12 protein-coding genes are annotated in these 13,961 nt (G+C 56.0%); 8 read left to right on the top strand and 4 right to left on the bottom strand.

Annotated features, from left to right (window positions below):
* Positions 1–161 precede the first annotated feature (161 nt).
* A complete protein-coding gene (gene degP, locus EBL_RS15485; RefSeq protein WP_002463965.1) occupies positions 162–1,604 on the top strand; it encodes a serine endoprotease DegP in 1,443 nt (480 codons plus the stop codon).
* A 211-nt stretch (positions 1,605–1,815) separates the two neighbouring features.
* Positions 1,816–2,973, top strand: coding sequence for a CdaR family transcriptional regulator (locus tag EBL_RS15480; RefSeq protein WP_002463964.1), 1,158 nt, complete (start codon positions 1,816–1,818; stop codon positions 2,971–2,973).
* A 34-nt stretch (positions 2,974–3,007) separates the two neighbouring features.
* Here the strand turns inward: EBL_RS15480 and EBL_RS15475 are convergent, their stop codons facing one another.
* The 4 genes from EBL_RS15475 to map form a co-directional block, all read right to left on the bottom strand.
* Positions 3,008–3,397 carry a DUF3461 family protein gene (locus EBL_RS15475; protein ID WP_002441121.1) on the bottom strand — a complete coding sequence of 130 codons (390 nt, stop codon included), beginning with the start codon at positions 3,395–3,397 and terminating at the stop codon, positions 3,008–3,010.
* 186 nt (positions 3,398–3,583) lie between these two features.
* Positions 3,584–4,408, bottom strand: coding sequence for a 2,3,4,5-tetrahydropyridine-2,6-dicarboxylate N-succinyltransferase (gene dapD / locus EBL_RS15470; RefSeq protein ID WP_002441119.1), 825 nt, complete (start codon positions 4,406–4,408; stop codon positions 3,584–3,586).
* A 73-nt stretch (positions 4,409–4,481) separates the two neighbouring features.
* Positions 4,482–7,157 carry a bifunctional uridylyltransferase/uridylyl-removing protein GlnD gene (gene glnD, locus EBL_RS15465; RefSeq protein WP_002441117.1) on the bottom strand — a complete coding sequence of 892 codons (2,676 nt, stop codon included), beginning with the start codon at positions 7,155–7,157 and terminating at the stop codon, positions 4,482–4,484.
* Between the two features lie 44 nt (positions 7,158–7,201).
* Positions 7,202–7,996 carry a type I methionyl aminopeptidase gene (gene map / locus EBL_RS15460; RefSeq protein WP_002441116.1) on the bottom strand — a complete coding sequence of 265 codons (795 nt, stop codon included), beginning with the start codon at positions 7,994–7,996 and terminating at the stop codon, positions 7,202–7,204.
* A 320-nt stretch (positions 7,997–8,316) separates the two neighbouring features.
* Here map and rpsB point away from each other — a divergent pair, with 320 nt between their 5' ends.
* The 6 genes from rpsB to ispU all read left to right on the top strand — a co-directional run bounded on the left by rpsB (position 8,317) and on the right by ispU (position 13,950).
* A complete protein-coding gene (gene rpsB, locus EBL_RS15455) occupies positions 8,317–9,042 on the top strand; it encodes a 30S ribosomal protein S2 (RefSeq protein WP_002441114.1) in 726 nt (241 codons plus the stop codon).
* 158 nt (positions 9,043–9,200) lie between these two features.
* Positions 9,201–10,052, top strand: a complete 852-nt coding sequence (gene tsf / locus EBL_RS15450; RefSeq protein ID WP_002441111.1) for a translation elongation factor Ts — start codon at positions 9,201–9,203, stop codon at positions 10,050–10,052.
* 182 nt (positions 10,053–10,234) lie between these two features.
* Positions 10,235–10,960, top strand: coding sequence for a UMP kinase (pyrH, locus tag EBL_RS15445; RefSeq protein WP_002441108.1), 726 nt, complete (start codon positions 10,235–10,237; stop codon positions 10,958–10,960).
* Between the two features lie 164 nt (positions 10,961–11,124).
* Positions 11,125–11,682, top strand: coding sequence for a ribosome recycling factor (frr, locus tag EBL_RS15440; protein WP_002441107.1), 558 nt, complete (start codon positions 11,125–11,127; stop codon positions 11,680–11,682).
* A gap of 125 nt (positions 11,683–11,807) precedes the next feature.
* Positions 11,808–13,007, top strand: coding sequence for a 1-deoxy-D-xylulose-5-phosphate reductoisomerase (gene ispC / locus EBL_RS15435; protein ID WP_002441105.1), 1,200 nt, complete (start codon positions 11,808–11,810; stop codon positions 13,005–13,007).
* 184 nt (positions 13,008–13,191) lie between these two features.
* Positions 13,192–13,950 carry a (2E,6E)-farnesyl-diphosphate-specific ditrans,polycis-undecaprenyl-diphosphate synthase gene (gene ispU, locus EBL_RS15430; protein ID WP_002441103.1) on the top strand — a complete coding sequence of 253 codons (759 nt, stop codon included), beginning with the start codon at positions 13,192–13,194 and terminating at the stop codon, positions 13,948–13,950.
* Positions 13,951–13,961: the final 11 nt, after the last annotated feature.

Here is a 13,961-nt window from a genome sequence, read left to right as displayed (position 1 = left end):
AGATAAGCCTCCGGGAGGCAATATCCTGATTAGTTTTGTAAAGAAGGCCAATAAATTTTTACTTTTTGCAGAAACTCCTGCCGGGAACTTAGCGCTATAACGTGACTCTGATAGTCACGTACACAGCATTTTTGGAAACACCTGTAATAGAGACTGAACAGATGAAAAAAACAACATTTGCTATGAGCGCGCTGGCGCTTAGCCTGAGTCTGGTCCTGGCGCCGGTCTCCGCTTTTGCCGCCGAAACTGCATCTGCTGGTACTGCGACCTCTGTAGCGCAGCCCATGCCGAGCCTGGCCCCGATGCTGGATAAGGTGATGCCCTCCGTCGTGAGTATTGATGTTGAAGGGAGTACCACGGTTAATACACCGCGTATGTCGCGTAATTTCCAGCAATTCTTTGGCGATAACTCCCCATTCTGCCAGGACGGTTCGCCGTTCCTTAACTCGCCGTTCTGCCAGGGGGGTCCGGGAGCCGGTGGTAATCAGCAGCAGCAAAAATTCTCCGCCCTGGGCTCTGGCGTCATTATTGACGCGGCCAAAGGCTATGTGGTGACCAATAACCACGTGGTGGAAAACGCCACCACTATTAAGGCTCAGCTTAGCGACGGGCGTAAATTCGACGCCAAAGTCGTGGGTAAAGACCCCCGTTCTGACATTGCGCTGATCCAGTTGCAGAACCCGAAAAACCTGACGGCGATTAAGATTGCCGATTCCGATGCGCTGCGGGTGGGGGATTACACCGTGGCGATTGGTAACCCTTATGGTCTGGGTGAAACCGTGACCTCCGGGATCGTCTCTGCGCTGGGGCGCAGTGGCCTGAACGTGGAAAATTATGAAAACTTTATCCAGACCGATGCGGCCATCAACCGGGGTAACTCCGGCGGGGCGCTGGTTAACCTGAACGGGGAGCTTATCGGGATCAATACCGCGATCCTGGCACCCGACGGCGGTAACATCGGTATCGGTTTTGCCATTCCGAGTAATATGGTGAAAAACCTCACCGCCCAGATGGTGGAGTATGGCCAGGTGCGCCGCGGCGAACTTGGCATTATGGGCACCGAGCTGAACTCTGAGCTGGCTAAAGCCATGAAAGTGGACGCACAGCGCGGTGCATTCGTAAGCCAGGTGATGCCGAACTCCTCTGCTGCGAAGGCGGGCGTTAAAGCCGGTGATGTGATCACCTCACTCAATGGCAAACAGATCAACAGCTTCGCCGCCCTGCGTGCTGAGGTGGGTTCAATGCCGGTAGGCAGCAAACTGACCCTTGGCCTGCTGCGCGACGGTAAGCCGGTGAGCGTGAATCTGGAGCTGCAGCAGAGCAAGCAGACCCAGGTGAGCTCCGCCACCATTTTTGACGGTATCGAAGGCGCCGAAATGGCTAACCGCAGCGGTAAAGATCAGAAAGGGGTGGTGGTCAATAGCGTGAAGGCGAACTCACCGGCGGCGCGTATTGGCCTGAAGAAAGGGGATGTGATTGTCGGCGCGAACCAGCAGCCGGTCAATAACATCGCTGAGCTGCGTAAAATTATTGAGTCCAAACCTTCGGTGCTGGCGCTGAATGTGCAGCGTGGCGACACCTCGATTTACCTGCTGATGCAGTAATTGTGTTATCTCCTGTAGCCTGGGCCACGTAAGTGGCCCTTTTTTTATGGTTGCCCGGATTCTTTTAACTGCGGTTAAGCCGAACCCACCCTAATGTGACGCCCCCCACAACCTCAGCCTGTGGTCGCGGAGTTTGTGCAGTTGCACAATGTTTTGCGGTTCTCCGGCGCGTATCCTGACTCCCCGGATCCCACTGTGAAAGGAGCCTCTGATGGCAAGCTGGCATCTCGATACCCGTATGGCCCAGGAGATTGTCTCCCGGACGATGCGTATCATCGACACCAATATTAACGTGATGGATGCCCGCGGGCGCATTATCGGCAGCGGCGATCCGGCGCGTATTGGGGAATTGCACGAAGGTGCGCTGCTGGTCCTCTCCCAGGGCCGGGTGGTGGATATTGACGATGCGGTCGCCCGCCATCTGCACGGCGTGCGCCAGGGCATTAACCTGCCGCTGCGCCTGGAAGGGGAGATTGTCGGGGTTATTGGCCTGACCGGGGAGCCCGGGTCGCTGCGTAAATATGGCGAACTGGTCTGCATGACTGCGGAGATGATGCTGGAGCAGTCGCGCCTGATGAACCTGCTGGCCCAGGACAGCCGCCTGCGTGAAGAGCTGGTGATGAACCTTATCCAGGATGAGGACAGCTCCCCGGCGCTGGCGGAATGGGCCCAGCGGCTGGGGATCGATCTTAATCAGCCCCGGGTGGTGGCCGTGGTGGAGGTAGACAGCGGCCAGCTTGGGGTAGACAGCGCCATGGAAGAGTTACAGGAGCTGCAAAACGCGCTGACGATCCCGGAGCGCAACAATCTGGTGGCTATCGTCTCCCTGACGGAGATGGTGGTGCTGAAACCGGCCCTGAATCAGTTTGGCCGCTGGGATGCGGACGAGCACCGGCGCCGGGTGGAACAACTGCTGGCGCGCATGGAAGAAAAAGGCCAGCTGCGCTTTCGGGTGGCGATGGGGAACTTTTTCACCGGGCCCGGGAGCATTGCCCGCTCATACCGCACCGCGCGCACCACGATGATGGTGGGCAAACAGCGGATGCCGGATATCCGCAGCTATTTTTACCAGGATCTGATGCTGCCGGTCCTGCTGGATAGCTTACGCGGCGGCTGGCAGGCGAACGAGCTGGCCCGCCCGCTGGAAAAACTCAAAGCGATGGATAACAACGGCCTGCTGCGCCGCACCCTGCATGCGTGGTTTCGCCATAATGTTCAGCCCCTGGCCACCTCGAAAGCGCTGTTTATTCACCGTAATACCCTGGAGTACCGGCTGAACCGGGTCGCGGATCTGACCGGGCTGAATCTGGGGTGTTTTGATGATCGGCTGTTGCTGTATGTGGCGCTGCAGCTCGACGAGCAGCGCTGAGAGGTCACGGGCCGGATAGCCCGCGCCCGGCCGGTTATTTGTTGCGGGTCAGCTTATCGAGATCGGCTTCGATCTCGGCAATTTTGTGGGACACCACACTCTCAAGGTGGTGCAGATCGTCAAGGATTTTGCGTTTCAGATCGATCTCGCTGCGATCCTGCTGGCAGATCTGATCAAGTTCATCGATCACATAGCGCAGATTCGGGCTTATCTCCTGAACTTCCCGGTAACCCTGGCCTGCGCCGTCGGCCACCACGGTTTTGCGCTGGCGCGGGTATTTGAATTTGACACTTTTGGCGAAAAATTCGCCTTTATCCTTCTGAAAGTAGATTTTCAGAATATCGTTGTTGGCTTCCTGGCGCAGGCTGTAGCGGTCTATCTCGTCCGGATTATTGATGCCCAGGCTTTTAAGATTGTCGTACATCGCGGTTTCCCTCACATTTCCCTGAAGTATCCCCCTCATACCGGAAGCTGCGGTGGTGCTGGCCGCACCCTGATGCAATGCCGGTTATCCGGGGTATATAAATAATTACCACGAAAGCAGATTTACGCCAGCGGCAGACATGAAAAAGGCGGGCAAGCCCGCCTCTGAACCACAAAATCGCACGGATTAGTCGATGGTGCGCAGCAGCTCGTTAATGCCCACTTTACCGCGGGTTTTGGCGTCGACTTTTTTAACGATCACCGCGCAGTACAGGCTGTAGCTGCCATCTTTAGACGGCAGGCTGCCGGAAACAACAACCGAGCCCGCCGGTACGCGGCCGTAGTGGATCTCGCCGGTTTCGCGATCATAGATTTTGGTGCTCTGGCCGATAAACACGCCCATAGAGATAACGGAGCCTTCTTCTACGATAACCCCTTCCACCACTTCTGAACGGGCACCGATAAAGCAGTTATCTTCGATAATGGTCGGGTTCGCCTGCAGTGGCTCCAGCACGCCACCGATCCCCACACCGCCAGACAGGTGCACGTTTTTACCGATCTGCGCGCAGGAGCCCACGGTCGCCCAGGTGTCTACCATGGTGCCTTCGTCAACGTAAGCACCGATATTCACGTAAGAGGGCATCAGCACGGTGTTGCGGGCAATAAACGCACCTTTACGGGCTGCTGCGGGCGGTACCACGCGGAAACCTTCTTTCTGGAAGCGGGCTTCGTCATAGTTGGCGAATTTCATCGGCACTTTGTCGAAGTAGCGGCTTTCTGCCCCTTCCATCACCTGGTTGTCGTTGATGCGAAAAGAGAGCAGTACGGCTTTTTTCAGCCACTGATGGGTAACCCACTGACCATTAATTTTTTCGGCCACGCGCAGTGCGCCGCTATCCAGCAGGTCAATAACCTGGTTGACTGCTTCACGGGTAACCGTATCTACGCTGGCTGGCGTAATATCGGCACGGCGTTCAAAGGCGGATTCAATAACATTTTGTAGCTGCTGCATGGTTTTACTCTTTCCATCTTAAAAAAATTAATAAGCCGCGCCCGGAAGGGGAGAGCGGCGGCGCGGGCGACACTTATCCTTTATCGTTTGGATTAAGGGCCGCTGTCAACCGTTGTTGCACCTCTTGTTGCAGCGCATTATTAAGGGCGCGCCGGTCCTGGGTGGCAATAATAAATAAATCTTCTACTCGCTCGCCAATGGTTGAAATTCTCGCCCCGTGGAGCGAAATTCCCAGATCGGCAAAAATTTGCCCGACCCGGGCCAGCAGCCCCGGCTGGTCCAGGGCGGTCAGTTCCAGATAAGAGCGGCGGTCCGTATGGGTGGGCAGGAAGCTGACTTCCGTCTCTACGGTAAAATGGCGCAATTTTGCCGGCTGGCGGCGCGGTTGCGGCGGCTGCCAGGTGCGCTGGTTAATGGTCTGCTCAAGGCCGTGGCGGATGGCCTCGTGGCGATCCCCGGAAAGGGGGGTGCCGTCTGGCTCCAGCACGATGAAGCTGTCCATCGCCATACCGTCGCGGGTGGTAAAGATCTGGGCGTCATGGACACTCAGATTCCGGCGATCCAGCTCGGCGCACACGGCGGCGAACAGGTAGGGCCGGTCCGGGCTCCAGATAAAAATCTCAGTACCGCCCCGGCTGGCATGGGGGCTGACGAGGATCAGCGGCTGGCTGAGATCGTGCTGTAGCAGATGCCGGGCGTGCCAGGCCAGCTGTATCGGGGTGTGGCGCACAAAGTAGTTGGCCCGGCAGCGTGACCAGATATAGCTCAGCGCCACTTCGTCAATATTTTCCATGCGCAGTAAGGCCAGGGCCTGGAGCTGGTGATGGCGCACCCGCTCGCGCATATCCGGCATACTCTGGGGGCCGCGGCGCAGCTGTTTTTCCGTGGCGAAGTAGAGCTCGCGCAGCAGGCTTTGCTTCCAGCTGTTCCACAGGGTTTCGTTGGTGGCGCAGATATCGGCCACGGTCAGGCAGACCAGGTAGCGCAGGCGGTTTTCAGTCTGTACCTCCTGGGCAAACTGGCGGATCACTTCCGGGTCCTGAATATCCCGGCGCTGGGCGGTGACCGACATCAGCAGATGCTGGCGTACCAGCCAGGCCACCAGCTGTGTCTCCCGGGAGTTCAGCCCGTGAAGCTCGGCAAAGGTCACCACATCGGCGGCCCCGAGCACCGAATGGTCCCCTGAGCGGCCCTTGGCGATATCGTGAAACAGCCCGGCAATCAGCAGCAGCTCCGGGTGGGCAAGGCGTGGCCATACTTCAACACATAACGGGTGCTGTTCGCGCACCGCCTCCCGGGAGAAGCTCTCCAGCTTTTGCAGCAGCTGGATGGTGTGCTCATCCACCGTATAGGCGTGGAACAGGTCAAACTGCATCTGGCCGACAATATGGGCCCACTGGGGCATATAGGCCAGCAGCACGCTGTGGCGGTGCATGGGGACCAGGCCCCGGCTGACGGCCCCGGGGTGGCGCAGCATGGATAAAAACAGGGTGCGGGCCTCCGGGATATAGCACAACGGCTGGCTGAGCTGGCGCCGGGCGTGGCGCAGATGGCGCAACGTGGTGGAGTAAATCCCGCTGATATCGCGGTTGCGCACCATCATACAGAACATGCGCAATATGGCCTCGGGCTCACGCAGAAACAGACTCTCGTCGCGCAGATCGATAAGCGAACCGCGCAGCTGGAACTCATCATCCAGCGGGCGTGGTTTTTCGCTGGTATCCAGGGCGAGGATCGCCTCGTCGAAGATTTGCAGCAGCATCTGGTTCAGTTCGGCAACCCGGCGGGTGCAGCGGTAGAAGTCTTTCATCATGTGTTCGACCGGCTGGTTGCCCTCACCACTGTAGTGCAGGCGGCGGGCCACATTGAGCTGACGGTCGAACAGCAGGCGGTTGTCGTAACGGCTGAGCTCAAGGTGCAGGGCAAAGCGAATGCGCCACAACAGGTGCTGGCATTCGTCGAGCTCGTTGCGTTCGGCCCGGGTCAGAAAGCCGAAGTCCAGCATTTCGTCCATGGAGGTGGCGCCAAAGTGGCGCCGGGCGACCCACATCAGCGTGTGGATATCCCGCAGGCCGCCGGGGCTGCTTTTGATATCCGGCTCCAGGTTATAACTGGTGCCGTGATAGCGCTGGTGGCGGGTGTTTTGCTCGTCGACTTTGGCGGCAAAAAATTGCGCAGACGGCCAGAAGGCATCGCTGAAGATGCGCTTTTGCAGCTCCAGAAACAGCACCACGTCGCCAATCAGCAGCCGGGATTCAAACAGGTTGGTGGCAACGGTGAGGTCTGCCAGCCCCTCCTGCAGGCACTCTTCCAGGGTGCGCACGCTGTGGCCCACCTCCAGGCGGATATCCCACAGCAGGGTCAGCAATTCGCCGGTTTTCCGGGCAGTATCTTCGGGCAGCGGGGCGCGGCTCAGGATCAGTAGATCGATATCCGACAGCGGGTGCAGCTCGCCGCGGCCATAGCCCCCGACCGCCACCAGGGCCAGCCCTTCGACCTTGTCGAACTGCATATGCAGCCACAAACGCTGCAGTAACTGGTCAATAAATTCGGTGCGGGCGTCAATGAGCTCTTCAGCGCTGATACCGGCGTCAAATGCGCTGCCAAGCCAGGCCTGGAACTGTTCAACCCGGGGTTTTATCTCCGCGCAGGTGAGGGCCGATTCCGGCCAGCTGACGGGGTTATCCGGCTGCCCGGGGATCCTGGGTAACACTGCGTTGACGCGCTGTTCGGGGAAGCTGTTGCTCATTGGCCGGGCCCGTAAAATTAAGCCGGCGGCTGCCGGCTTTGCGATTAGTCGTTATGGGAGATGACCGCCGGGATGGTGTCATCTTTGCGCAGGGTGAGGATTTCGCAGCCGTTATCGGTCACGACAATGGTGTGCTCATACTGTGCAGAGAGGCTGCGATCTTTGGTTTTTACCGTCCAGCCGTCTTTCATGGTGCGGATGCGGTAGTCGCCTGCGTTGACCATCGGCTCGATGGTGAATGTCATGCCTTTCTGGAGCACTACGCCGCCGTCGTCTGCATCATAGTGCAGCACCTGGGGCTCTTCGTGGAAACCCCGGCCAATGCCGTGGCCGCAGTATTCACGCACCACGGAGAAGCCTTCCACTTCAACAAATTTCTGGATAGCGGCACCAATAGTGCGCAGGCGAATCCCCGGTTTGACCATATTCAGGGCCAGGTAGAGGCTCTGCTGGGTAATGTGGCACAGGCGCTCACCCAGGATAGTTGGCTTGCCGACGATAAACATCTTTGAGGTGTCGCCGTGGAACCCGTCTTTGATGACGGTGACGTCGATATTCACGATATCGCCATCTTTAAGATGTTTCTCATCACTGGGGATGCCGTGGCATACCACTTCGTTAATCGAGATGCAGACGGATTTCGGGTAGCCATGGTAACCCAGGCAGGCGGATACGGCGTGCTGCTGCTTAACGATGTGGTCGTTGCAGATGCGATCCAGCTCGCCAGTGGTGATGCCGGGTTTTACGTAGGGTTCGATAATTTCCAGCACCTCGGCGGCCAGACGGCCCGCCACGCGCATTTTTTCGATGTCTTCTGCTGTTTTGATTGAAATAGCCATGCTTGAAGTCCGCTGTTGTCGTCAATATCGACAATAATGTTTAAGTAACGGCAATGTTATCAGGGCGCGGGGAGGAGTGCCAAACCGTGAATGCGCAACGCCCGCAATGACAACAACTGTTGGTGTCACGGGCGGATTTATGGTATAAAGCGCGCCGGACTACGTGTGCGGGTTTTCAGCGATGTGAACCGCATACGAAGTAAATCTCACTTTGTGTAATAACACACACGTATCGACACATGTTCCGGGGTGCCCGCAAGGGTCGGTTAACATGGGATACGTGGAGGCTTAACCCCAACTTATATATAGAGGTTTTAAACATGGCAACTGTTTCCATGCGCGATATGCTCAAGGCTGGTGTTCACTTCGGTCACCAGACCCGTTACTGGAACCCGAAAATGAAGCCGTTCATCTTCGGTGCGCGTAACAAAGTTCACATCATCAACCTTGAGAAAACTGTACCGATGTTCAACGAAGCCCTGGCTGAGCTGAACAAAATTGCTTCCCGTAAAGGCAAAATCCTGTTCGTTGGTACAAAACGCGCTGCAAGCGAAGCGGTGAAAGACGCTGCTCTGAGCTGCGACCAGTTCTTCGTGAACCATCGCTGGCTGGGCGGTATGCTGACTAACTGGAAAACCGTTCGTCAGTCCATCAAACGTCTGAAAGATCTGGAAACTCAGTCTCAGGACGGTACTTTCGAAAAACTGACCAAAAAAGAAGCGCTGATGCGTACCCGTGAACTGGCCAAGCTGGAAAACAGCCTGGGCGGTATCAAAGATATGGGCGGTCTGCCGGATGCGCTGTTTGTCATCGATGCCGATCACGAGCACATCGCTATCAAAGAAGCAAATAACCTGGGCATCCCGGTATTTTCTATCGTTGATACTAACTCTGATCCGGATGGCGTAGATTTCGTTATCCCGGGTAACGATGATGCTATCCGTGCTGTAACCCTGTACCTGGGCGCTGTAGCGGCAACTGTTCGCGAAGGCCGTACTCAGGATCTGGCTTCTCAGGCGGAAGAGAGCTTCGTAGAAGCTGAATAATAAGGCTGGCTCTGTAAGAGCCCTTATTAACCAGGTATGAAATAGTTTGGTTAGGGGGCCTGTTCTCAGGTCCCCTTTTTTACTTCTGAATCTGTTGGGCGAGCGCCCGGCGGATCTCTTATCTCCCGCATGAGATAACCGAACCGAGGATTTATAGAATGGCTGATATTACCGCTGCTCTGGTAAAAGAACTGCGCGAACGTACTGGCGCAGGCATGATGGAATGTAAAAAAGCGCTGGTTGAAGCTAACGGCGACATCGAGCTGGCTATCGACAACATGCGTAAATCTGGCCAGGCGAAAGCCGCCAAGAAAGCTGGTCGCGTTGCTGCTGAAGGTATCATCCTGACCGCTATCGATTACAAATATGGCGTTATCATCGAGCTGAACTGCGAAACTGACTTCGTTGCTAAAGACGCTGGTTTCAAAGCCTTCGGTGAAGAAGTGCTGTCTGTTGCCCTGGAAGAACGCATTGCTGATATCGACGTGCTGAAAGCCCGTTTCGAAGAGCAGCGTGCTCACCTGGTAGCTAAGATCGGTGAAAACATCAACATCCGTCGCGTTTCTGTGATCGAAGGCGATGTGCTGGGTTCTTACCTGCACGGCGCACGTATCGGTGTTCTGGTTGCTGCAACCGGCGCTGACGAAGAGCTGGTTAAACACATCGCTATGCACGTAGCGGCGTCTAAACCAGAATACGTTAAACCGGAAGATGTACCGGCAGACGTGGTTGCTCACGAGCACCAGATCCAGCTGGATATCGCAATGCAGTCCGGCAAACCGCGTGAAATCGCAGAGAAAATGGTTGAAGGCCGTATGCGTAAATTCACCGGTGAAGTGTCTCTGACTGGTCAGCAGTTCGTTATGGATCCGTCCAAAACTGTTGGTCAGCTGCTCAAAGAGCACAACGCTGACGTGACTGGCTTCATCCGCTTTGAAGTGGGTGAAGGCATCGAGAAAGTTGAAGCTGACTTCGCAGCAGAAGTTGCTGCAATGTCCAAACAGTCTTAATGCTGTTAAGGAGCCGCCTGCGGGCGGCTCCTTTTTATCGGTTATCTTTCAGGTGGCCGGATGTTGCCAGCCATCTGAAAGATAACTGCTTACTGGTCAGGGGCGCCGACGTACTGTCTGCATTCGCGCCTGCTGCACCAGCGTAAATCCTCTTCCAATCGTTACTGCTCCAGGAAAGAAACATGGCTACCAATGCAAAACCCGTTTACAAACGCATTCTGTTAAAACTGAGTGGCGAAGCGCTACAGGGCTCAGAAGGCTTCGGTATTGACGCAAGTGTTCTGGATCGTATGGCGCAAGAGATCAAAGAACTGGTTGAACTGGGTATTCAGGTTGGGGTAGTCATCGGCGGGGGCAACCTGTTCCGCGGCGCGGGCCTGGCTCAGGCCGGTATGAACCGTGTGGTGGGTGACCATATGGGGATGCTGGCAACCGTTATGAACGGCCTGGCTATGCGTGATGCGCTGCACCGCGCCTATGTTAACGCCCGCCTGATGTCCGCCATTCCGCTTAATGGCGTGTGTGATAACTACAGCTGGGCTGAAGCCATCAGCCTGCTGCGTAATAACCGGGTGGTTATTCTGTCTGCCGGTACGGGTAACCCGTTCTTCACCACAGACTCTGCCGCCTGCCTGCGCGGGATTGAGATTGAAGCCGACGTGGTGCTCAAAGCAACCAAAGTCGACGGCGTCTTCTCTGCCGATCCGATGAAAGATCCGGCAGCCACCCTGTATGAGCAGCTCTCTTACCAGGAAGTGCTGGAAAAAGAACTGAAAGTGATGGATCTCGCAGCCTTTACCCTGGCGCGTGACCATAAACTGCCGATTCGTGTCTTTAACATGAACAAACCAGGCGCACTGCGTCGCGTGGTGATGGGCGAAAAAGAAGGCACATTGATCACGGAATAATTTTACCCCGGGCTGAATCAGGGTAATATTCCGTTTCACTATTGTGCTCCGGCAGCCATTGAGGGTGCCATGAATTAAACAGGGCTATACTTCCACTGCCCGGGTAACCGAGGTGTGGTGTTGAGGCGTAGTCTGGCTTAAACCTGTTTTCAAGGATTCGTAACGTGATTAGCGATATCAGAAAAGATGCCGAAGTGCGTATGGAAAAATGCGTTGAGGCTTTTAAAACCCAGATAAGCAAGGTCCGTACCGGGCGCGCTTCCCCAAGCCTGCTGGACGGGATTGTTGTTGAATATTACGGCGCCCCGACGCCGCTGCGTCAGCTGGCGAACGTCACCGTTGAAGACTCCCGCACCCTGAAGATCAACGTTTTTGATCGCAGCCTGAGCGCGGCAGTAGAAAAGGCGATTATGGCCTCTGATCTGGGGCTGAACCCAAGCTCTGCCGGTAGCGATATTCGTGTTCCGCTGCCGCCGCTGACCGAAGAGCGCCGTAAAGACCTTATCAAAGTGGTGCGCAGTGAAGCGGAGCAGGCGCGTGTGTCTGTGCGTAACGTGCGCCGCGACGCAAACGACAAAGTGAAAGCGCTGCTGAAAGACAAAGAGATCAGCGAAGATGACGATCGCCGTTCTCAGGACGACATCCAGAAACTGACTGACGCCGCCGTTAAGAAAGTGGACGCGGCTCTGGCAGATAAAGAAGCAGAATTAATGCAGTTCTGATCCTGCGCTGCTGGAATCGTAAAACGCCGCTACGGAGCCCCACAGGCTTTAATGCGGCGTTTTGCATTGTAGCAGGACGTTTCCCGGGCAGATAAACCCGCCCGTTAACCTTTTCAGAGTACCTCATGAAGCAATTAACTGTTCTCGGCTCTACGGGCTCCATTGGTTGCAGCACCCTTGATGTGGTGCGCCGCAACCCGGAGCGTTTTTCGGTTACCGCACTGGTGGCGGGTAAAAATGTGGCGCGGATGGCAGAGCAGTGCCTGGCGTTCCGCCCGAAATATGCCGTTATGGCCCGGGAAGAGGATGCGCGCGCCCTGCGTGAGGCCCTGGCAGGTCAGGGCCTCAGCACTGAGGTGATGGCAGGCCAGCAGGCCGCCTGTGATATGGCTGCGCTTGATGAAGTGGACCAGGTCATGGCGGCGATTGTCGGGGCGGCGGGGCTGGTGCCTACTCTGGCCGGGATCCGGGCCGGGAAACAAATTCTGCTGGCTAACAAAGAAGCGCTGGTGACCTGCGGGCGGCTGTTTATGGATGCCGTTGCGCAACACGGTGCGCAACTGCTGCCGATTGACAGCGAACACAACGCGATTTTTCAGAGTTTACCGGACGCCATCCAGCGTAATCTGGGGTACGCTTCCCTGGAGAATAATGGCGTCTCGTCGATTATTCTTACCGGTTCTGGTGGCCCTTTCCGGGAGACGCCGCTGGCAGATCTGGCGGCAATGACCCCCGATCAGGCCTGTAAACACCCGAACTGGTCTATGGGGCGTAAGATTTCTGTTGATTCCGCCACCATGATGAACAAAGGCCTGGAATACATTGAAGCCCGCTGGCTATTTAATGCCTCAGCACATCAGATGGAAGTGTTGCTGCACCCGCAGTCGATGATCCATTCGATGGTTCGCTACACCGATGGCAGTGTGCTCGCACAACTGGGTGAGCCGGATATGCGCACGCCGATTGCCCATGCGATGGCCTGGCCTGCCAGGACCACGTCAGGGGTGAAACCGCTGGATTTTTGTGAAGCTGGCGCGCTGACCTTCGGGCGCCCTGATTACCAGCGTTATCCGTGTCTGAAGCTGGCTATCGACGCTTTCGAAAGCGGCCAGGCGGCAACAACAACCCTGAACGCAGCCAATGAAGTGGTGGTGGCGGCCTTTCTGGCCGGGCAGATCCGCTTTACGGATATTGCCGCGCTGAATGCCGCGATACTGGATGCCGCCGTGCTTGAGGAGCCTGCCTGTGTCAGCGATGTGCTGGATATTGATGCAAAAGCCCGTATTCTCGCGCAGCAGCACGTGATTAGCCTCGCAGGTATGTGAATATTCTGTCTGCAGGCCGCTCGCTATTTGTTAGCGTCTGGCTGAGGTGATATAGTCTGCGCCACCCGATTATTGCCATTTAGCGTGATCATCAGGTTAAGCCGTGGTTTAGCACGGCTTTTTTACGTAGAGGCTTTAGCATTCCGGGGTACTACTAATCCCTTTCATGGAACAAAAACGCGTTATGTTGTCAGCTAATCAACCATCCCAGGATTCTTTATCTACGCATGGTCCACGCCATGTCGCCATCATTATGGATGGCAACGGCCGTTGGGCTAAACGTCAGGGGAAGATGAGGATCATTGGTCACAGGGCGGGCGCAAAGGCGGTCCGTCGGGCTGTTCGTTATGCCGCAAATCAAGGGATTGAAGCACTGACGCTGTACGCATTTAGTAGTGAGAACTGGAACCGGCCTGCTCAGGAAGTCAGCGCGTTAATGGAGCTGTTTGTCTGGGCCCTGGACAGTGAAGTGAAGGTGTTGCATCGCAATAACGTCAGACTAAAAATTATTGGCGATGTGTCACGCTTCAATGGCCGGCTACAGGAAAAAATCCGTAATTCCGAAGCGCTGACCAGTAAGAATACCGGTTTAACTCTCAATATCGCTGCGAATTATGGCGGTCGTTGGGATATTATTCAGGGTGTGCGGCATATTGCTGAGCGGGTCAGACGTGAAGAGATTTCACCGGAGCAAATTACGGAAGATATGCTGAGTCAGCAAGTGTGCATGAGCGATCTGGCACCGGTTGATTTAGTCATAAGGACTGGGGGAGAGCACCGGATCAGTAATTTCCTGCTGTGGCAGATAGCTTACGCGGAACTCTGGTTTACCGATGTGCTCTGGCCCGATTTCGATGAACAAGACTTTGAAGGTGCACTGAATGCCTTTGCAACTCGCGAACGTCGTTTTGGCGGCACAGCACCCGGTAACGACCAGGTTTAATGGGGGTTACT

The sequence above is a fragment of the Shimwellia blattae DSM 4481 = NBRC 105725 genome (assembly GCF_000262305.1).
GTDB lineage: Bacteria > Pseudomonadota > Gammaproteobacteria > Enterobacterales > Enterobacteriaceae > Shimwellia > Shimwellia blattae.
Note: the sequence above shows the minus strand (reverse complement) of the source record. Positions and strands in the feature narration are given on the sequence as shown.

Excerpts from the sequence above, each read along its gene's own strand:
- degP (WP_002463965.1), top strand. The coding sequence starts at position 162 with ATGAAAAAAACAACATTTGCTATGAGCGCGCTGGCGCTTAGCCTGAGT.
- EBL_RS15480 (WP_002463964.1), top strand. The coding sequence starts at position 1,816 with ATGGCAAGCTGGCATCTCGATACCCGTATGGCCCAGGAGATTGTCTCC.
- EBL_RS15475 (WP_002441121.1), bottom strand. The coding sequence starts at position 3,397 with ATGTACGACAATCTTAAAAGCCTGGGCATCAATAATCCGGACGAGATA.
- dapD (WP_002441119.1), bottom strand. The coding sequence starts at position 4,408 with ATGCAGCAGCTACAAAATGTTATTGAATCCGCCTTTGAACGCCGTGCC.
- glnD (WP_002441117.1), bottom strand. The coding sequence starts at position 7,157 with ATGAGCAACAGCTTCCCCGAACAGCGCGTCAACGCAGTGTTACCCAGG.
- map (WP_002441116.1), bottom strand. The coding sequence starts at position 7,996 with ATGGCTATTTCAATCAAAACAGCAGAAGACATCGAAAAAATGCGCGTG.
- rpsB (WP_002441114.1), top strand. The coding sequence starts at position 8,317 with ATGGCAACTGTTTCCATGCGCGATATGCTCAAGGCTGGTGTTCACTTC.
- tsf (WP_002441111.1), top strand. The coding sequence starts at position 9,201 with ATGGCTGATATTACCGCTGCTCTGGTAAAAGAACTGCGCGAACGTACT.
- pyrH (WP_002441108.1), top strand. The coding sequence starts at position 10,235 with ATGGCTACCAATGCAAAACCCGTTTACAAACGCATTCTGTTAAAACTG.
- ispC (WP_002441105.1), top strand. The coding sequence starts at position 11,808 with ATGAAGCAATTAACTGTTCTCGGCTCTACGGGCTCCATTGGTTGCAGC.
- ispU (WP_002441103.1), top strand. The coding sequence starts at position 13,192 with ATGTTGTCAGCTAATCAACCATCCCAGGATTCTTTATCTACGCATGGT.